We start from the raw sequence: 20,848 nt of genomic DNA, 5'->3' as shown, positions 1-20,848 counted from the left end.
GCAAAGCAACAATGTAAAATGCGGAAGTTCTAGCTCTATTTATATTTAAATTTTAAAAGCGAAATAATGAAAGGAAGCATAATGATATTTTCAATAGAACAAACTAGGAATGAGTGAAAAAATTATGAGAAAGCCAATTTAGATTAAATATCAACCAATCACATTATTAATAATGTGCAAAGAAAATAAGAATTCACACAAATCAGCTTTTATTTTATAGTTAAATATATCTAATTTGAGATTTGCTGTTGCGTTTATGACTCTAGTTGCAGGGAAAGTAGGAGTATATAGCAAGCACTTTTCACATTTATCTTATTGAATATAAAGGGATTTCATAGGCATCCTCGTGGGGTTCTTAAAACATCACAGACTACAGTAGAACACTATCATGAGCATAGAACTTAATAATAAATTAAAATACAAAGTGGGAAGCTTCACAATAGATGTCAGGTCGTCGATTGTAATTTCCCCTGATGGCAAGACTCATGAGCTCACATCAAAAGTACTAAAAACACTTTTAGCGTTTCTGAAACACCCTGGCGAATATCTTACTAATGACCAGATTTCAGACTTAGTTTACTCAGATGTATCCATAACTGATGGCACAATTGTTTATAACGTCCGTCAACTGAGAAAAGTATTCGGAGATAAAGATAAAACTATTTTTGAAAACCGGAACAAAGTTGGCTATCGGTTAACTCTACCGGTATCAATCGATTCATCTACTCCCAAAAAGCCAAAATCGGTAAATTCAAGTGTAATTTGGGCGGGAATCGGGACACTAATTGTTTTAGTGACTCTATACACTTTCCTGAAACCTGCTCGAGTCAATAATACCCCTCTATACGATCATGCTTCCACAGAGCCACTCACGTACTATAAAGGACAAGAGTATTTTCCGAGCCTATCTGACAATAAAGAATGGATGATATTTAGCTATAGAGAAAATAGTTCTAACTGGTCACTATATATTCGTCAAATGTCTTCTGGTGATGTAACACCTCTATTAAATGACCCAAATTTTTCCTATAAACATGGCTCAGTTAAAAAAGACGGAAAACACATCTTATTCACTCGGCTTAGTGATGGTCGATGTGAATTAATGGAGGGACGCTTTGAGCCTTCTTCAGTATCAGTAACAGACATTGTGGTCATTAAAAGTTGTCATGTCTCAGCCGAGGGAGCCAGAATTATCGAAGGCATTCATGAGCAACAATACATTTATTCTAATAGCCCAGCTATTGATCAGCCTTTTTCGCTATTTAGTTACTCAAATCTAACAGGCCTTTCAGAACGCATAACAGCCCCACCTATTACAGGCAGGGGAGACTATTTTATGAGTGTTTCTCCAGATAAGACCAAATTGGCAATTCTACGGAACACACAAAGGTATAAAGTCGAAGTTCGTATATTAGACTTAGGAACCCGGGATAATACTTTGGTTGACACAGTTGAAACGACTATTTTTACTGTTAACTGGAGCAAAGATGGCAAAAAGCTCTACTTTAAAGACAACTCCAATCAGATTGTTCAACTGGATCTTATAACCAAACAACGAACACCCGTAAAAAGCCCTACCACCCCAGTATATGCTCCCATCCTCATCGATGAAGACAATTCTCGCTTTGCCGTAATTTCCGGTAGTTTGATAGATCGAGATATAACTTCACATAACCTTGAAACAAAAGAGGAAAAGATTCTTGTAGATAGTTCTTTTTCTGATTCGGTACCGGTTTATTCCCAGAAAACCCAGCATATTGCGTGGGTATCGAATAAAACAGGCGTATTTCAAGTATGGCTGCGAGCACCTGGAGAAGAACCTCATCTAGTCACGAAATTGCAGAAAAATGGACGTTTTACGTCACTTGACTTTAGCACTGACGGCCTAAAATTAGGAGGAACGTTTGATGGCCGCTGGTTTGTATACAGTTTACTAGAGGATAGTATTCATTGGGGAGCCAATGAAAATCGCTACTTCCTGAATTTCAATTGGGCAAGTAACTCTAGTTCGGCCTATATCTTAGGTACGACAAATAATGAATCCATTATTAACCTACTGAATGTTGAAGATGGCTCCATGTCCCCGGTAGAAAAGTATCCAAATGCTCAATTAATAAAACAATCTCCCAATGGACGCTGGATTTTTGCTTGGTTTAAGCATTCTCATAAGTTTGTTCGTTATGACTTAGAGTCAGATTCAGAGCTACTAATCAATCAATCGAACCAAATGGCGGACTCGAATCACTGGTATATAACAAATACCGCCATATTTTGGGTAGAAAATAAAGCCGATGGCCCACCATATCTATATTCGTTAAAACATAACGACACAAAACCGGCTCTTGTACACTCAAGCCCCTTAGGCGGCTACATTTCTTACAATGAACAGGACAATACAATAATCTTCACTAAAGCCATTAGAGGAAACACTGAATTGATCAAATTGTAGACGACCAATAATATTCTCATTGATTTTTAGTCAGTTCCTCGGTTCTTTCACGCCAGCTTTCTCTAATTTATCCCCCGAATCAATATTTCTAAACGAGTTTTTAGGGGGATATATGGACTTTTTCAGTTGGATCATAATGTGGTTTTCTATGGAAATAAGCCCAACAAAAGTTGAGCAAACCGAGGTTACAAAGACTTCCTACCCAGTAGAGGCCATTTCTTGCAAGCCTTATCCGGAGTGTGAAATAGAAGAGTACGAACAACAGGGCAACCAACCATAAGGCGGTAAACATGAACAACTATATAATTAATAAAAAATCTCAACCTACTGGTGAACACGAGGTTCACAATGAAGATATTTGCAATCACTTGCCGAATCTCAAAAATCGTTTAGCTCTTGGTCAATTCTTTGATTGCCAACAAGCTGTAGACTATGCAGAGAAGCAATATCCAGGGCGTTCAATTGATGGCTGTATACACTGCAGTCCGGCTTGCCATACTCGATAATCTCCAATATTAAAGACTAGGAGGAAAAGTTATGAAATTCATGCTCATAATCGCAACACTCATTTTTTCGTCACTAGCCACTACACCGGTTTTTTCTAAGGATACTTTAAGTGACAAGGAAGTCATTGATATTTTGATTAAAAAGTCCATACGTGCATACTCTGGAAACTGCCCTTGCCCCTTTAATGTTGACCGTGCTGGAAGAAGATGTGGTAAACGTAGCGCATGGAGTAAACCCGGTGGAGCCACTCCTCTTTGTTATGAAAGCGATGTTTCTAAACAAATGATAAAAAATTATCGAAAAATACACGGACTGGACAGTGGAGATAGTTAAGATAAATAGAGAGTTTATTTTCTTAGGAAATTCAGTATAAGCCGAAGCCTTTCAACTTTTAAGGAGAAGATAATGCGGGGTCTAATAGCTTTTATTTTTCTAGTTTTATTTACTTTTTACTCCTTAGTAGTGGCGCTGGTTCAAATTGCGCCCCCTGCTGGTCGAAGGTGATCATTTCTGCCGGTAATCATTGCTCACTCCGCTGGTGAAATTGAACACACAAAACTAATAATAAAAAGCCCAAACATTACTGAATGGGCTTGAAATATCTAGCTTAAATTCTGCGGTCATGCGGACAGGACACCTAGTTCAGAATAAAGTATAAGTAAACCAAGCTTTTCTTTAATCCGAAAATAAAGCCCAGTAAAGGGCTTTGGGTTACAAAATAATTATTCTGTGCAGTTTTTTTCTAACCATTTATTCATAGGCAATTTATCCTTTGAAATGGATGTTATGTATAGCTGCCTTGACTCTGTAAATCGTTTAATAATTATTCCCCCATAAGCTGCGTCTATTCCAGCCATTGGGTCTGTTGCCATATTGCTTAACGACATGCATTCGACCACCTTTCTCGCCAATGGATTAAACACATCACCTAAAATTGAGTTAAAGTCTTCTTTCTTTCTCACAACAGAAGCTTTAGGCTTTGAACCAGCTTCTTTTCTCTCGTGTATTATTACCAAAGGAAAATACATCAACTCTTCCAATGCCCCAGTGTTATCCGCAGCAAGAGAAGTTTTAAGTTTAATTAGAAATGTATTCAGTTCACTTGGTGTTGTGTAACCTGAGCATGAATATTTCCCACCGTGTACATCTGAATCATTTTCTAAATCAAATTGTTTTTGAGTCTCTGTTACATTTTTTAAACCAATTGCCTTCCATTCTCTATCAAGACAATGGTTTGATGGTTGCTCAGAATTAGCTGAACAACCTGTAATGTAGGAAATCATCAATAAAGTTAAAAATCTCATAATCTAGGGGTTCTTATATTTAATATTACCACGGAACAAGGTTCTTCTATCTGCACTTCTTGGAACTAAACCCGGAAGACTAACTTTTTGACCAGTGATCGGATTTGTTGCCTTAGTATACTTTAAGTTATTAGAGATAGCTTCATAATCCCCTGCTGCAATTGCATTGTTTAGTCCTGGGCTGTTCGTAGAATTTAGAGTGGTAGCTCCAACATTAAATGCAAGGTCTGTCATAGCATCAAATTCATTCTGAGAAAGTGGCAAGCTACCTGCTAGGTTTTGGACAGTTTGCTCCGCGCTCGCTACATCACTAACAAAATCTGAATCTGCTGTTTGCTGCGTAATTGTCGAACCAATAACCATACTATTATCTTTATGACCATAACCAGAAGTAGGGTTACCTGCCCCATCATCATGTACATCTAATCGCCCGCTAGGGTTTTCTTTGTTCTTAATGTGGTTAGCACCTTGTTGGCTAAGCTTTAAATTAGATGTATTTTGACACTGATCTCTAGCACCAGCTTTTGGATCTGATGAACACATTCCTGTAGGGTCTATATATCTGTACGGATTATTATTCGCATAGGTATATCGATTAAACGAATGAACATCACGGAATCCGATGGGATCATTCGAATAAAACCGCCCAATCACTGGATCATAATACCGAGCCTGCATATAAATAAGGTTATTTGAAGATAGAGGTGAGTCATCATAAATATGCCCCGAATAACTCAACCCACTTTGTTCCCCTTCAATACTGCTCCCATATGGACGATAATGCTGGCTTGATTTACTTTCTATAAAAAATCCATCTTTTGCAATTAATTTATTCTTTATATAAATATAACTTATTCTCGTACTACCAAATGGTAAGTCCCTGTAAATAAGCTGACCAGATTGACTATACATACTATAACAAACACCACACTCATTAACACGCCGGCCATTTCCATCATATGCAAATGAATATGTATCATCTGATCTAACTAATTTATCCGATAAGTCGTACTCAAAACTCATATGGCCATTGTTTAGTACATTACCACGCTCATCGTATCCACCTCTAAAGTCATAAGCTTTGGATTCAGTACCTGTACTGTATACTTGTAAGAGCCTATTTTTATTATAGTCATACTGATAGTCTAGGACTCTATTTTTGCTAGAATAATATGTTATATTTCCTAATCCATCATAACGTATTTGGCTACTTCCGATCTTTTGATTTCCATTGGTACTAATTAACCTATCAAGTCCATCATAAGCCATATTACTCAAAGAATATCCAGGATCTTTATGATCTGCTATCGAAATAATATTTGAGTTATTGTCGTAACTATACTCATAATCTAAAGCAACAGTTGTAAGATCGAAGTCCTTTATTCTTTTAGGTAATCTTCGACTGTTCAATGTTGTTTTATGAGAAAGACCATTACCATAATTGAAGCTATCAACCATTCCACTTGGATAATACTTTATATCCTTTGCATAATAAAAACTATCTGACGCTCTTTTGATACTAGTGGGCCCTCCAAATCCATTTAATTCGTATTGAACAGCTATACCATTAGGAAAAACAAGACCTCTTTTATGTCCTGAGTCGCTATATAAATAATCTAACCTAAACTCTTGATCATCAAAGCTAAGTGTTTCTTCTTCCAATACTCCTAAACTATTGTATAGATAGTCTGTAACTACATTTCCAGATGTTAACTTTTCAACAAGTCCAGATGGCTTACGCTCATGTATAATATCTGGAGCTTTTCCCCAATAATACTTCTTCCAAATACTACCTAAGTTATCATAAATAAAGTGAGGATCAGTTCCTGCAGAACCAGATGTTTTACAAGCTGTGCCGGCATAAACACCTTTAAATTGATATACCACCTCTCCTATTGCGTTTAACACATAAGCTGTATCACCAACATCGTTTCGTTTTATTAAACAAAGTCTTTGTTGGTTATCGTAATATCTATTTTCTGTTTGTGATACTAATGACCCTTGTCCCTTACCGGGTCCTGATTGTGTTATTGAAGTTACATTACCAAACAAATTGACATCAAATTCTGTTTTCACATTTTCAGGCGAATCAATTATTATTTCCTGATTGTATTCAGAATTACCGTACGCGTTATATGTTATTTCAGTAGTATTGCTTTCAGCATCTGTAATACTGACTCTATTTTTACTTAAGTAGGATTTACTTATGCTACCGCCTTCTGTTTCACCAGAAATCACCAATCTCTTTAAAGCATCATATTCGTGGTAAACACCTGAAGTTTCATTATTTAATAGAGACCAATAGGACTCAAATACTTTATTTCCGGCAGCGTTATAAGAAAAATTTATATACTTTGTATTATTGCTAATTAAATCTCTTTTTTCTTTTATGATTAATCGACCATAAGAGTCATATGTATTCACTTCTTCGTTGACAATTGTATTTGATATACACCTATAGTAAACATCACATGATTTAATTGATACAGTTGGCCGTCCTTCTAAATCAAAAGACCAATCAAGTCTATAATCCAACCAACTATCAGGAGTAATAATGGACTCTAACCTATTTCCTGAACCATAACGATACTTTGTCTTGTGGCCATCTAAGTTTGTTTCTTCTGTTATAAGACCAAAGTCATTAACTATCCGACTTTCAGTGATTTTCCCTATAGACGAATATCGTTCAGGATAACTTATAGTTTGCGCTTTCCCTCTTTTATAGTTTAATAGGTCTTTAAAACGATAAGCGCTCGTCTCACCGCCATTAGAACTTCTCAGTCTTGCATTATACTCTTTACTTTTAACATTTCCGTCAGAATGATACTCTTTAAACCTTACTTGCCATTCTCCAAACTGTTTATATTCATATGGAACTTTTAGTGACTGATACAAACCTGTATTAGAAAAATCATGATAAATAACTTCTGACATAGTTGTGTAATTTGCATCATTATCACTTATCGATACTTCTTCAATTAAACCCAATATCCAAAGTGCATCTTCATGCTTAAATGTTTTTTTAATATATCTATTGCTTTCATTAAAGTTATTATACTCATGGAATTTTCTACTAAACCCATAGACATCATAATCTAAATACTTCTGGTAATATTTGTCAGTACGATCGCTGTACAACAGCTTGTTAACCACTTCAATCGTATTGACTCGGTGTTGAATATTTTCGTCAATTGCATCTACTACCTTCTGGTCAAAACCGCAGCCTGTACATCCAGCACTTTTCTTAAACCAATGCTGCCCTAAGTAATCTGACTTATTATATTTATACTCTATTCTTTTAATTAACTGCTCAGATGAAATACTTCTTATATCTACTGCTACAATCCTATTTTGAGTTATTGAATGATCTTTTCTACCTATAAAATATGTTTTTATATTTGTAGGTCCTCGTACTGTAGTTGTCTTAAAGTCAGTTGTGTTAGAGACTGTTTCCGGCAATCCTTCTGCTGGACTAACAAATGAATATCCAGATAACCCTAATTCTGAATTTAAGTTTAACCCTTCTCGTGGTAGATATTTCCCGGTATTTTCTGAGTAATCATAATAAATATTCTGTGTTACAACGCCGGGACCTTCTACCTTTTTTCTTAAGAGTGAAATTTCAACATCACAGTTTAGCTTTCTTGTAAATCGTCGAAATCCATCTCCATTTTTATCAACTATGTCCTTAACTTTAACTTTATCCATATCAGGCTCTACACCTGTAATACCATGATAAACCTGATTTACATAAAATGTTGTTATAAGTCCATTGGGATTTTTTATGGTGTATGTACGCTCTAAAGTATTACTACCTTTTTCGCAATAACCAGCGATGGGCTCCAAAGGCTGGCCATTTCCAGAAGGTCTATAATTTGAATACCCATGTCTTGATGAGCTTTTATTAAACCCAAACTCTGAAAACAATAATGGATATTCCCAATATCTTCCATCTGGTAATTCAACTTTTAAACCTTGACCTTCCGTTTCAATATAATCCCATTTTTTACCATGCGCTGTTGCATAGTTTGCTAAACCGTTACTATGGTATGCTATTTCAATTTTTCTTCCGTCACTGGCTTCAATTGAGGTTAGGTTATTACTATTGTCGTAATTATATGAAACGATATTACCAAATTTATCTTTTACTTCCGTTATAAGTAATAACTTGGTGTATTTTGCATTAAAAAAATCTCCATTTGATTCGTAATTATATGTTTTGAAGTTATTAAACGAATATTCATCACCATTTGGAGCCTTTACAACTATTCCTTGTTCACCAGAGGAATTATAAATACATTCTTTAATATAGTAATTTGACTTCGTGAACTGCTTTTCATAATAGGGTGTCCCGAGTGTAGTTCCATCACCGTACAATAACCTTTCAGTTGTTTTTCCTGGAATATGAAGTACCTTCCCATCCCAAAACGTACTTGGTTTAATATATCTGGTGTGGCCACTTGTGTCCGAGTAAGCAGTTGCACCAACTGTTCCATCACAGTTTTTACCACCAACCCAACCATTGTCATTATTAATACTGTATCTGTAATAACCTCTAATAACTGGTATATTCCACATCCATCCTTTAGGACCACCTGTCGCAAAATTTTCATCTGAAATCCAACGAGTAAGCCTTACTGGTAAGTCAAAATTTCCTGGAATATCAATATCAGTTTCTGAAAACGATAAAGTGCCTGTTATCGGATCATAGTTAGCGCTACTCGGATTTGATAGCTCAATATTTGATAATCTTTGAACTAAATCAGTTTCATAGGTTGTAATTGGCTCTAAATCATAAGCAGTTGTTGAATATGTAACGACTGCATACAGAGAAAAAATTAATGTTATTAATATTTTATTCATTTATTTCTCCAGTTTCATCAGATGTAGCCGCCGGCGATCCATTTAAATCAGTATGAATAAATTCAACTTTTCGACCACTAACATTGGGATCTAAGTATACTTCTACAATAAGTAATCCAGTTTTAAAATATGCTTCTCCGCTAGAAGTACATTTTCTATACGTAAGCTGATAAGTGTATTTACCAGGTGGTTTGCTTGCATAATTAATATACGATGTGTAAAGACGGTAAACTTGATTGACTCCATTATCTTGATATTCACTTAGGCGAAAAGGATGTGTTGATGATCCACCGTAACCACATCCGTATGTATCACCTGACTCTGTCCAGCTTACGGTATAACTGCCTCCTACACTAGGATTAGGATCAGCTGTAATATATGCATTAGATACTGAGCAGTAAAATAATACTGATAGGAAAATTAAAGTGTTTAATCTATTTTTTATCATTATTTTTCCATTTTTATTTTATTCCAAGCTTTATCCTACATTAGTAATCTTATAGTTTAAATCCTTTGCATACGTATGCATTGGGTTTTTAAAATAAATGTACTGAGTTAGTATTCTAGGCTTTATTGTGTTTTTTGTAAGGGATATATTTACGATGCCAAAAGGTTTAATGATTACTCTAACACTCCTAACACTCACATTTATCTGTGCTTGTAATGAGAACTTGCCCCTCGACAATAATGAAAGCCAAGCTAGTTCGAATAATAGTGAATTAATTCTAAATCCCAAATCCAATTCGATTTGGAGTAACAAGGTCATCTATCAAATATGGGTACGATCTTTTTATGATTCAGATAATGATGGAAATGGTGACATACTAGGTATTATAGAGAAGCTTGATTATATTCGCAGCTTAGGTGTTGATGCGATATGGCTTTCTCCAATTTTTGCATCACCTTCTTATCATGGATACGATGTAGAAGACTTTTATAAAATAAACCCTCAGTATGGGACGCTGGATGATCTAAAAAATTTACTAAATAAGTCACATTCATATGGGATCAAAGTAATTTTAGACATTCCTATTAACCACGTTTCTGAGCATCACCCTTGGTTTCAAAAAGCTCTCAATAATGATAAGAAATACAGTGATTATTTTGTTTGGTCAAATAAACCTCCATCTAATGCTGGGACTGCTTGGGGAAATGACATTGATCCTTACAAAGTTTGGCACAAGAAAAATTCTAGACCTGACTACTACTATGGAGTTTTTGGCTGGACACAGCCCGATCTAAATTTTAAAAATCCAGATGTTCTTAACGATATACTAAAAGTTCTTAACTACTGGGTTGATATTGGTATTGATGGAATTAGATTTGATGCTGTTCGATATCTCATAGAAGATGACTCTGTATCAGGAAGATCTGACACGAAAAGCAACTTAAACCTTTGGTCAAAAATACGACATAGCCTAAAATCTAATAACCAAAACATCCTTTTAATAGGCGAAGCATATACTAACTTAGATAATGCATCTAAATATTATTTAGATGGCTCTGGTTTTGATATGGTTTTTGACTTTGAATTTAGACATCAAGTTGAAAGCATATTATCTGATTATGCTTCTTTATATTCAAGCAAAAGAGTTTCTCGTTCCATCCATGTAAATGCCATAAAAGACTCTCTTTGGAATATTTTTGATAAAAGAATATCGACTAATATTCCCCATGATTATTTTAATGTATTTTTAAACAATCATGATTTAGATAGATTTTCGACCTCAGTAGAAATGCACCCTTTGAAACAAAAAATAGCAGCTTCAATCATGCTATCCATGCCAGTATCAAACACTATTTACTATGGTGAAGAGATTGGTTTAGGTCAGTACCGTAATGGTTTTGATCTTTATAGAAGAGCACCTATGCAATGGTCAATGGACATAAACTCCGGATTTTCAAACTCTGAATATCTTTGGGTTGATAATTCAGATTGGTTTTATTGGGATACAAGCTTCCTTCCTTGGTGGAAAAGTTACACATCAAACAATCGTCAAATAGATACTATAAATGTCAACTCACAAACCCTAAAAGATGAATCCCTTTTAAATCACTATAAATCTCTTATAGCATTAAAAAGAAACAATGAAACTTTTAACTCACCTGAATCAATAAAAAGAATAGATACTACAAGTAATATATTCTGTTTAAAGTATACTAAAGGTGATGAAGTACTATTTTTAGTATTAAATCTAAGCCATGATAGAGAAGAAGTTTTAGACTCAGGAGCAATATCTAGAAATTCGTTTACCAACTTACTTAATAGACGTTTAATTACTATAGACAAAAATATTAAATTAGATAAAGGTGAGTTTATGGTTCTAAAACGTACTTCTTCTTGACTTGCATTACAAAACAAATAATAAGGTATAATTTCATATCGCGTAAATATTTATAAGTAGCACTAGGTCATAATATTTCCAAAATCCTAACCCTGGTGCTTTATAAATTCATTATCAAAGTCATATCAGAATTTATTATCCGGGTCTCAATATTCTGCAGCTCTTAGCCATCAAAACTTGTATGGTAAAATAAAATGCCGAGTCAAATACCTACTTTAAGGGGAAAAGCATGAAGAATTGGACTCTTATTTGTCTACTCGTAATATCTTTTACCGCAGCTCCACATAGCGGTAGAACGGATAGCTCAGGCGGTCATCGCTGCAGTAATAAGTCTATTTCAAAAGGCTTATGCACTGGTTATCACTACCACAGCAGAAATCATAAGAAGTCTATCTCATCCAGTTCAAAACCAATATCAAAGAACTCGAAAGTTGTAGGCCCTTTTTCTACGCTTTATGATCGCAAAGAATGGCCACATTGGATAGATACAAATAATGACTGCCAAAATACCCGAGCTGAATTACTTATTGAACATTCCTTAATTGAAGTCAAATTTAGAAACAACAAACGGTGCTCCGTTATTTCCGGACGCTGGTACGATCATTATTCAGGTAAAACATGGAATAAAGCAGGCGATGTCGACATCGATCATATTGTCCCTTTAAAATGGGCCCACGGTCATGGCGGTCAACACTGGTCAAAACAACTCAAACGTACTTTTGCAAACGATCATCATAATTTACTTATTGTTGAGGATGGTTTAAATCAAGAAAAAGGTGCAAAAGGCCCCGATTTATGGATGCCGCCTAACCATCCATTCAGGTGTGATTACGTCAAGAAATTTGATTTTATTGTGAAAAAATATGAGCTAAATTACGCGCCCTCTGAAAAACGGATCATCGACAGAATGATTACCCGTTGCCAATAATTCAAAAGCAGTCATCTTCTCCCTTTATATAATGACTCTGACCGGGCCGAACCAAACTAAGTTAGAAGGCATAACATCGCCCACCAGCGAGCTACAAACAAAGCCCACTACTGAATAACTAAATTGTTATCAAGTTCAAAATACTAAGATATTCAATCTGTTATGGTCTATGCTTAAATAGAATAAAAATATCTCAAAAAAGTTCTACTTATGTCCTATAAGTCACAGATTTTGGTAGCTATTATAGCGCTTTCAACAATACCCATGCTCATATTCGGTGGTATTGTTTACATTCAGAACAAGCAATTTGTTCAAACGACCGCTATTGAGAAGCTTGTTGCACTGCACGACATACAAAAAAAACGAATTAATGACCTCGTCCGACATTATCAAGACAAAACAGCACTCATTGCTAGCCGGACTAAATTGCGGCTTTTAGTATCGGATCACGAAACACTAAAACCCGAAGAGCATAAGCTCGTAAAACAAATATTAACAGACTCCATGTATTCTGTTAATGGAATTGAAAAAATATCAATTTTCACCTCTGAAAAATCTTTCATCACTCAAGTTAATAGAAAAGTCAGCAATCACGACCAAGTTAACACTAACACTTTGGTTGTTACTGATTATCCAAGGATTAAGGAAGGATCTGATGAAAATTTGGGCATTATATTTACCGAAACACTCGAAATGGAAGACAAAATCATAGGGTATTTAGAGGTACAGGTTGCAGCCGATACGTTTTTAGCCAACGTTCTTGAGTATCAAGGCTTTGGTGAGACAGGTGAAAGTATTTTAGCGCGTCAAGTAAAAAACGATCGTTATTTATTTTTACACAATTTGCGATTTGCAAAAATGACCGATGTTAACCGTTTAACAAAAAACATATCCTCTGAGCTGCCGATAGGGCAAGCCTTCACTTCTGAAACATCTGTTATTCGTACTGAGGTTGAAGATTACCGTGGTGAGCCAGTTTTATCGGTTATGTCTCATATAAATGATTTAGGTTGGGGGCTAGTGATTAAGCAAGACGCTTCTGAAGTGTTTAGCAGAATGGATCAAACGATCCGAAACTTTTGGCTCAGCCTGATCATCGTTATTGTAATAGCATTGGTCATGGGCCTGATCATTGCGAGTCGTTTTGTTAAACCCATAGAGCATTTAAGACAGTTTCTTGAAAAGGTTCGGGGTGGAAAGCTCAATCAACGTATTTACAAACTACCTAAAAACGAACTTGGCCAATTAGGCAGTACTCTCAATAACATGCTGGATCAACTGGAAGAGTTCAATCAAGAGCTCGACAATAAAGTCCGTGAACGAACGGAAGAATTACACATTGCCCGAGAAAAAGCGGTTGAAGCCAGTATCGCCAAAAGTCGATTTCTTGCCAATATGAGCCATGAAATAAGGACCCCTATGAATGGCGTCATCGGTGTGATTGAACTAATGCAGAGCACCTCACTTGATGCCAAACAGGCAGAATACCTGAAATTAATTTCAAACAGCGCTGAATCCCTTTTAAGAGTTATTAATGATGTACTGGATATTTCAAAAATTGAAGCAGGAAAAATAGAACTGGAAAGTATCGACTATGATTTTGAAGACAAGCTTGGAGATATTGTTAAAAGCTTTGCTCCTAATGCATACAAAAAAGAGCTTGAACTTCATTATCGCGTTTCCAATAAAATACCCAGGTATGTTAAAGGTGATCCTGTTAAATTAGCCCAAATTGTCTATAACCTACTGGGCAATGCCCTGAAGTTTACAAATAAGGGTGAAATATCTGTCGAAGCCGATGTGATCGAGCCATCAGACTTGTCTTCCACTGATTTTATTTGGATCCAGATCTGTGTTTCTGACTCAGGTATAGGAATTCCAAAGGATAAAGTTGACACAATCTTTGAGTATTTTAGACAAGCCGATGATTCCACAACACGTGAATACGGAGGCTCTGGTCTTGGACTAAACATCGTCGACAGTTTAGTTGATATTATGGGTGGCTCAATTAAAGTTAAAAGTGAAGTGGGCAAGGGAACCACCTTCAAGCTCACCTTACCACTTCAAAAATCAACAAGATCTAAAAATTTAAAAAAGATTGAGCGAGAAACAGAAGGATTACTCAAAAACATACGTATCATAGCGGTAGATGATAACCCGGTTAATCGACGTTGGTTAGCCGATATCATTGAGCTATGGGGTGCAAGCGGTGGTGTCTTTTCATCGGCAGATGAAGGCATTCATGCTCTACGGGCTAATGGATCTGATTCAGCCAGTCAATACGATGTTTTACTCGTTGATCATCAAATGCCTAAAAAGAGTGGTCTTGACTTACTTCAGCAGGCCAAGCAAGAAGGGCTGCTGATGCCTCCCTGTATTATTATGCTGTCATCTAGTGAACTGCCTGATTTGGAGCTAAACCAAAAAGAGTTGAACATCATTAAATATTTAGAAAAACCGATTAAACGTGAAGATTTGTACCAAGTTATTTGCAATTCGTTACTTAATAGACCAACGAGAAAAACGACAGAATTAATTGATTTAACAACACATGATCACCGCTCAGTGTTGATTGTCGAAGATAATCGAGTCAATGAAATAATAGTCAGAACCATAATCGAGCAACGCAATCATATTACCGAAAGTGTCGATAATGGCTTAGAAGCGATTACCAGAGCACTTTCCAGGAAGTATGATATCATTCTTATGGATGTTCAAATGCCCAAAATAGATGGCCTTGAAGCGACGAAAATAATCACTGAATTTTACGCTCTATGCCATCAAAAGGTTATTATTATTGGAGTCACAGCGCGCGCATTTAAAGAAGATAAAGAAGCATGTCTTGCTAGTGGTATGATTGACTATGTGAGTAAACCCATCAATCCAAAAGAATTGATAAAAAAAGTTGAACATAATTATCTCGATGAAATAAATATTAAAAACCCAGCTGTCGATCTGGGTAATGATACCGCAGCTAAACCTTTACTCGACTTTTCTTACGCAGAATCCATTGCTAGCAGTGGTACATTATTGCTACAAGCCATGCTATCTCAACTCAATGAAGAAGTTCCAGGCTACATTGCTAACCTTCAATATCAAATCAAACGTAAAGATCCCAGTGAAATTGCTAAAATAGCTTACCAGTGCCAGTCGGCATTAATTAATGCGGGATCCGATATTTTGATACAGGAACTTGAGGATATTTGTGAAGCTGCACGGGAAGGTGATAACGTAAAAATCGAGAATATTTGGAAGACGACTAGATATTCATTGATGATGTTTTTAGTTGAAGTGAAAAAACATCTTGGAGAATTCATGGCAAATAAAATATCTGACTCATAAATCCAGCTTTTCAATAGAGTCAATCTTCTCAACTTAATCTGACACATCAATTTGAAAAGCCTGTTCAATTTTTAGCTTTTATTTGCAGCAGCCCTTTTTTAACTCCAAATCGCTCCATAAGAATTTTTCTGTAGAACGAGCGCTCACACCACCCTTAGATAATATTAGATGCTAGAGCAGGCACCATATCTAGCTCTAACTTCAATGATAAGAGTCCAAAAAATCTAATACCATTTCTGATTTTAAACGCTTTTTAGCTGTAGCTATTAAAGCTCTTTTTACATAAGGCAACTGAAACATTTCATTTGGTGACCGTCCGTTACGTGTTGCTCACGGTCGATTATTGAGTCGATTCATAACAAACTCAACTTCTCCTTTAGTAACTTGATTAAAATCCGTATTTTTTGGAAAATGCTGTCGGATCAGACCCTTAGTATTTTCATTGATAGCTAACTTCCATGATACATACGGACCAGCAAAGTAGAATTTTTTATCAAACCCTCATGCAATTTTTTCTTGAGCAGCAAACTCCAACCAATTATCAAATGGTAATTGTTTTAACTTTTTCTTTAACAAGCGTGGGAGTGTGCTTTTCCGACCTTTTCCCACAATCGTATCACCTCCCCTGTTTAATTTGTTATTGCGATAAAATTCATAATTATCGTTCCCGAACGATTCAATAGAGCGATATTCAAAATGATCAGATTTCGATGTGCCCCTGCCGAATCATAAATCGAGTTACCTAATTCATTCGTATGAATATTCTAATAGTTTTATCAAATATCGTAAAAAAACTTGCCGCAGAAACCTTCATATTTAAATCAGGCTTGAACAGCTGTACTTAGATAGCCGTAAAACTCTATTAAATCTGTCTAGCATTGATAGTAAGTCAAGATACTTAATTATGAAGAATATAGGTAGTTTGTTTTAACCAAAATATATTATATTCATCCGGCTAAAGCTATATTATACTTCTAGACATAAACTTTTAATCAATTTAGCACGGCACTGGTTTTAAGCAGGATAAACCTAAAAAGTAGAGCTGTAAGTTTTATCAATAAGTAAAAATGTAATAATAAATTTTTGTCTTTTGCACCAAAACGTTCGTATTGATTTTAGTCTGTATGAAAACATAATCGATGCTAGGGTGGATAAGATATACATAAAACAGTTAGTTTTTAGCAAAGGTCATTGAAAGTGGACGAAATATTTAGCTTATTGAAAGAAAATCCTGTTAACAACAGGTTGGTTATTATGCCCGTGACTCGGTTATTAATTCACCAACCTTTTTCAATCGATAGGTTCCACTTTTTCCCTCCGGGCGAACTCGACTTAAGAGCACTTAGGCCAGTACCCAACAAAACACTGGAAAATGAAATAGCCAGAGGAAATAATCAATTAGATGAGCAAACATTGAGAGAGATTTGCTCTTCTGCAACGGGTTTTGATGTAGAGGTTTTAGAAAGTAATGTATTAATTGTATTCTTGTATCAGATGAACTGGCATGACTTTCTATCAGTTCATGATCACAATGACGATATTGAGTTAATTAAGCTATTGTCTTCAAAGGCCGAAAAAGCTCTAGATATAATTCGCTTTAACTTCTGTCGTTTAGATCTCTCTGATACGTTACCTGGGTTAGCTGGTTCTTTTTTAGGATCAGAGGAGTACCTAGGAGCAATGCTTTATACACCTGAGCATCATGAAAGTTACCTAATAGCAGGAGCAGCTGTGGAATGTTCGATTGTGATTAAAGGACTTGGTTTAGAGATTGATTCTCCTCCCACGACTCAAATGCCTACCCCTGAGTTAGGTGAAGTTTCTTTAATTGCTTCGCATGGCTTGTCTTTATTAACTGATGCTATGACCGCCTCCAATGAAACAACAAAATTTATAAGACTAATGACTTTGTTGGAGTTTTTAGCTAGTCCGGATGAATATCAAATCTGGAAGAAACTAAAGGGACAGATTGCATGTCATTCTGCTAACACTAAAGCTGAATATCTTAATATTTCAAAAAGACTTAAATACTTCTCTTCTCTCGTAGAGAATGGTATTCAAAGAGGACTAAGAACATTAATCGTTCATCATGGAAAGTTCCTTGCCGACATACATCCCTCACAAGATGATAGGAAGGCTTTGTTTCTTGAAATTCAAGATTATGTATCTTGTGTATTACAAGATATGATCAATAATTCAACATTGACTTGGCAAGAATATATTAGTCGAAGGGAGTTTCTTAAAGAAAAACTAGGAGTATCGTAATTGCCAGACAGTTTATTGTACGAACAAGGTTGCTTGCTTCTTCTTTTTCGGTGAATAAGAAAATAGACAGAAGGAGAGAGTTGTATCTAAAGAAAGTCCTGCATTAGGCTTGAGAAATAGTTACTGATATTTAGTCGAAAATCGATCCGACTACAACCGCATCCCTTAATCAACAAATAGTAGATCGTCACGGTCAAATTAGAAAGCTTGATGTTGAGTTAAGAAGTAATGTTGATAGCCAAGAAATTCTGGTGTGTGAGGGGTATTGAGTCTCAAAACATGAGCAATAAACTAGCATCCAGTTTATTTAATTTGCCATAAAAATGACAAGTCAATATTTCAAACCTTGCACTACATACTGCAGCTCTAAGTAAATATCATAACGATTTCCCTAAATCACTCATGCCTGCTTACTGTATACAGCATAATGGATAAATAGCATTTAAGATATATTGATATCTACAGTTGACAAATGCAAAAAACATTTATCACTTAAACCTGAAAAATAATTAACCAGCCACCAGTCAACTTTGAGATTCGTTTTTTCTTTTCTCATTGAAGGCAAATCGCCTATCACCAAACCTAGGCAGGCATGGCCGACGAAAAGTCCAATTACCATAGAACAATTACCCATAATTATTCTAAGTAGATTGAACTACGCAAAATAAGAATAGTGCTAGCCCATATGTTTGTTTAAAAAGTGGAAAGCATGGAAAGACACGTATAAACTTTAACAATCCATCCTCATGAAACAGTCTCCATCTTTGAAAAAACATCTGCTCCACATTAATAAATATTTTGACTAAACACTCTACAATTCTCAACTAGTGATATTTAACAATTAGATCGTGTCGTATCTCCCATTCACTAATATTTGTCTTCATAAATAGTAGTCTTGATATTTGATCCTACATATATTAAATCAAAATCGATGGAAATGATCTTTTACAAGGACCCCAACCATGAATCAACAACACAATTTAGTGATTAATATTCCAACATTCTCTGTTGAAGACTTAATCAATACGGCGTCACCAAAACAAAGTGAGCCATTAATCGTAGTAGAGGGTATGGTCAAAGCAATACGGCCATTTTCCAAAAATGGTGAGATAAAATGTTATTATGGCGATCTTCGTTCAGTTTTTGACTCCGATTATGAAGTTTCATTTCGATGCCCCCCCAATGCATTTCCACAAGCTGAAGGCCAAATAGTTAAGATACAAGGCCCCTATAAGTTTCGTTATGATACCTATAAGAAAAAGTTCATAATTGAAGTTAATGGTCCGTGCATTGGCGTCAACCAAAGTGGTATAGATATAAAGAAGCCATTGTTGCCGACTGATCGAAATCCAAAGCAAACACTTCGTTCTTTCATAGAAAATAATAAAAACCTAAAAGGAGTACTGCTTATTGGCACTTCAGTCGGATGCAATGATCTCTTAACGTCCTCAGGTTCTAATAAGAACGACTTTATGGGTGTTGAAACACCTAATATGACTAACGTTAACGCCATCCTTACCGCTATTGAAAATTATAGCAATCCCAAAGGGATTTTTATCGTAAGGGGCGGTGACGATGACTCTATTTTTGTATGGGATGACGTGGAGTCTGTAAGAGCAATTACCCAATTAGACGTCCCATTTTACACCGCAATTGGTCATGCACACAGAATCACATTACTCGATCAATTTTCAGATGAGAGCTTTCTTTCTCCTATAGATTTAGGCCATGTATTAAAGTCAGTAAAATACCAGATCGACGATTTAAAATCACTCAAGCGCAGCTTAAAAAAGTCAAATAACGACAACATATGTTTACAAGAGAATAGCTCAAAACTATTAAACAGGTCTAAACTCTTATTTAAAGTTTGTACGGCATTATCATTTTTAGCAGTTTTCGAACTTTATTTTTTAATATTGTAGTAGTCGAGCAGGCTTTAAGTCGACTTAAAGCCTGCTCATGCTACTGACTAATAACTTTTCCAAAAAAGACTGCCAAACTTGTCAAACCTAAACCCATGCGAAATTAAGAGCTCAACAAGCCCTTCATTGTCCTCAAATATATTTCTCTCTAGAACAATGGTATTCACTTTGGACTTCTTACACATTTTTTTAAAGTGTATAAGCTTCTTCATCATTTTTCGCTTAATTTCTTTTAATCGAATAACATCATCGATCAAAGGCAACCGTATAGGATCAAAATCTCGAACTAGAAATAAAAACTCGTCTCGCTCAGGAACAAGATGTTTTAGATACCCATATACATCATAGTTCTTTTTATATGCATATAATGAATCATTCACTACCTTATCTTTAGATTTTCTGGCTTCTATTTTAAGGATCTCTAGCTGTCGAATGAAGTTGGTCTCTGTCTTCCTTAATGCTCTCTCATCAAATCTTGATGAACTCACATTGTTAAATTCAACAGCACCTTCTCTAGTGAAATCACAAAGCCCAGCATATCTAAAATACGATACAACTTTATTTAGCTGTAAATCATCTAACTGGTTAAACTTTCTATTTAGAGCATGATAAAAGTCAAAACTACGCGCTTTCCAACCAGTCGTTTCAGTCAAATATTTATAGAGATAACTGCCATGTAGCCGACATACTTGGTCGACAACACTATTTAAAAAGGAGCGTTCTTGATAGGTAAGATGTTCTTTCATATTCATAACCTCACACTTACTGACTCTTCGCTACCAGAATGTTTGATTATGGGTAAAGAATGATTTCCTATTTTTTAGCTAAATACAGCAAGTAGATTTTAGTTAAAGCGAAGAACACATGGCACGCACAATACCTAATCAAGATACTATAAAATTGATTGTTGAAAATCAAGCCTG

Annotated in this window: 13 protein-coding genes; 9 read left to right on the top strand and 4 right to left on the bottom strand. The window is 35.6% G+C overall.

The genetic code is table 11. From position 1 onward, the window contains the following. The first annotated feature begins 388 nt into the window (after positions 1 to 388). The 4 genes from C8D97_RS05845 (at position 389) to C8D97_RS05835 (ending at position 3,289) form a co-directional block, all read left to right on the top strand. Positions 389 to 2,449 (top strand): winged helix-turn-helix domain-containing protein, encoded by a 2,061-nt coding sequence (locus tag C8D97_RS05845; RefSeq protein WP_109762822.1) that lies wholly within the window; start codon positions 389 to 391, stop codon positions 2,447 to 2,449. 112 nt (positions 2,450 to 2,561) lie between these two features. Beyond that, positions 2,562 to 2,729: a hypothetical protein gene (locus C8D97_RS18120; RefSeq protein ID WP_170115158.1), complete on the top strand. Its 168-nt coding sequence runs from the start codon at positions 2,562 to 2,564 to the stop codon at positions 2,727 to 2,729. A gap of 10 nt (positions 2,730 to 2,739) precedes the next feature. Further along, a complete protein-coding gene (locus C8D97_RS05840) occupies positions 2,740 to 2,955 on the top strand; it encodes a hypothetical protein (RefSeq protein ID WP_109762821.1) in 216 nt (71 codons plus the stop codon). Between the two features lie 31 nt (positions 2,956 to 2,986). Continuing rightward, entirely contained in the window at positions 2,987 to 3,289 is a 303-nt protein-coding gene (locus tag C8D97_RS05835) for a hypothetical protein (RefSeq protein ID WP_210204868.1), read from the top strand. Positions 3,290 to 3,678: 389 nt separating this feature from the next. Here the strand turns inward: C8D97_RS05835 and C8D97_RS05830 are convergent, their stop codons facing one another. From C8D97_RS05830 to C8D97_RS05820, 3 genes are read right to left on the bottom strand one after another with little or no spacing between them, the layout of a single operon-like run. After that, positions 3,679 to 4,260, bottom strand: coding sequence for a hypothetical protein (locus C8D97_RS05830; RefSeq protein ID WP_109762820.1), 582 nt, complete (start codon positions 4,258 to 4,260; stop codon positions 3,679 to 3,681). A gap of 3 nt (positions 4,261 to 4,263) precedes the next feature. Continuing rightward, positions 4,264 to 9,123: a glycoside hydrolase family protein gene (locus C8D97_RS05825; protein ID WP_109762819.1), complete on the bottom strand. Its 4,860-nt coding sequence runs from the start codon at positions 9,121 to 9,123 to the stop codon at positions 4,264 to 4,266. Continuing rightward, positions 9,116 to 9,571 (bottom strand): hypothetical protein, encoded by a 456-nt coding sequence (locus C8D97_RS05820; RefSeq protein WP_109762818.1) that lies wholly within the window; start codon positions 9,569 to 9,571, stop codon positions 9,116 to 9,118. The genes C8D97_RS05825 and C8D97_RS05820 overlap by 8 nt, the downstream gene beginning before the upstream one ends. A 154-nt stretch (positions 9,572 to 9,725) precedes the next feature. Between C8D97_RS05820 and C8D97_RS05815 the strand changes: the two genes are divergently transcribed. From C8D97_RS05815 to C8D97_RS05795, 5 genes are all read left to right on the top strand, one after another. Then, the gene (locus C8D97_RS05815) at positions 9,726 to 11,468 is read left to right on the top strand and encodes an alpha-amylase family glycosyl hydrolase (RefSeq protein WP_109762817.1); all 1,743 of its coding nucleotides are present in this window, start codon (positions 9,726 to 9,728) and stop codon (positions 11,466 to 11,468) included. A gap of 229 nt (positions 11,469 to 11,697) precedes the next feature. Next, entirely contained in the window at positions 11,698 to 12,396 is a 699-nt protein-coding gene (locus C8D97_RS05810; protein WP_109762816.1) for an HNH endonuclease, read from the top strand. 210 nt (positions 12,397 to 12,606) lie between these two features. Continuing rightward, entirely contained in the window at positions 12,607 to 15,738 is a 3,132-nt protein-coding gene (locus C8D97_RS05805; RefSeq protein ID WP_109762815.1) for a response regulator, read from the top strand. 1,197 nt (positions 15,739 to 16,935) lie between these two features. Next, on the top strand, positions 16,936 to 18,003 hold the full coding sequence (locus tag C8D97_RS05800; protein WP_146196086.1) for a hypothetical protein: 1,068 nt from the start codon (positions 16,936 to 16,938) through the stop codon (positions 18,001 to 18,003). Between the two features lie 962 nt (positions 18,004 to 18,965). Next, positions 18,966 to 19,925: a hypothetical protein gene (locus tag C8D97_RS05795; protein WP_109762813.1), complete on the top strand. Its 960-nt coding sequence runs from the start codon at positions 18,966 to 18,968 to the stop codon at positions 19,923 to 19,925. A 47-nt stretch (positions 19,926 to 19,972) separates the two neighbouring features. Here the strand turns inward: C8D97_RS05795 and C8D97_RS05790 are convergent, their stop codons facing one another. Further along, complete coding sequence (locus tag C8D97_RS05790; protein WP_146196085.1) at positions 19,973 to 20,671, bottom strand: hypothetical protein; 699 nt, start codon at positions 20,669 to 20,671, stop codon at positions 19,973 to 19,975. Positions 20,672 to 20,848: the final 177 nt, after the last annotated feature.

The sequence above is a fragment of the Pleionea mediterranea genome (assembly GCF_003148745.1).
GTDB lineage: Bacteria > Pseudomonadota > Gammaproteobacteria > Enterobacterales > Kangiellaceae > Pleionea > Pleionea mediterranea.
Note: the sequence above shows the minus strand (reverse complement) of the source record. Positions and strands in the feature narration are given on the sequence as shown.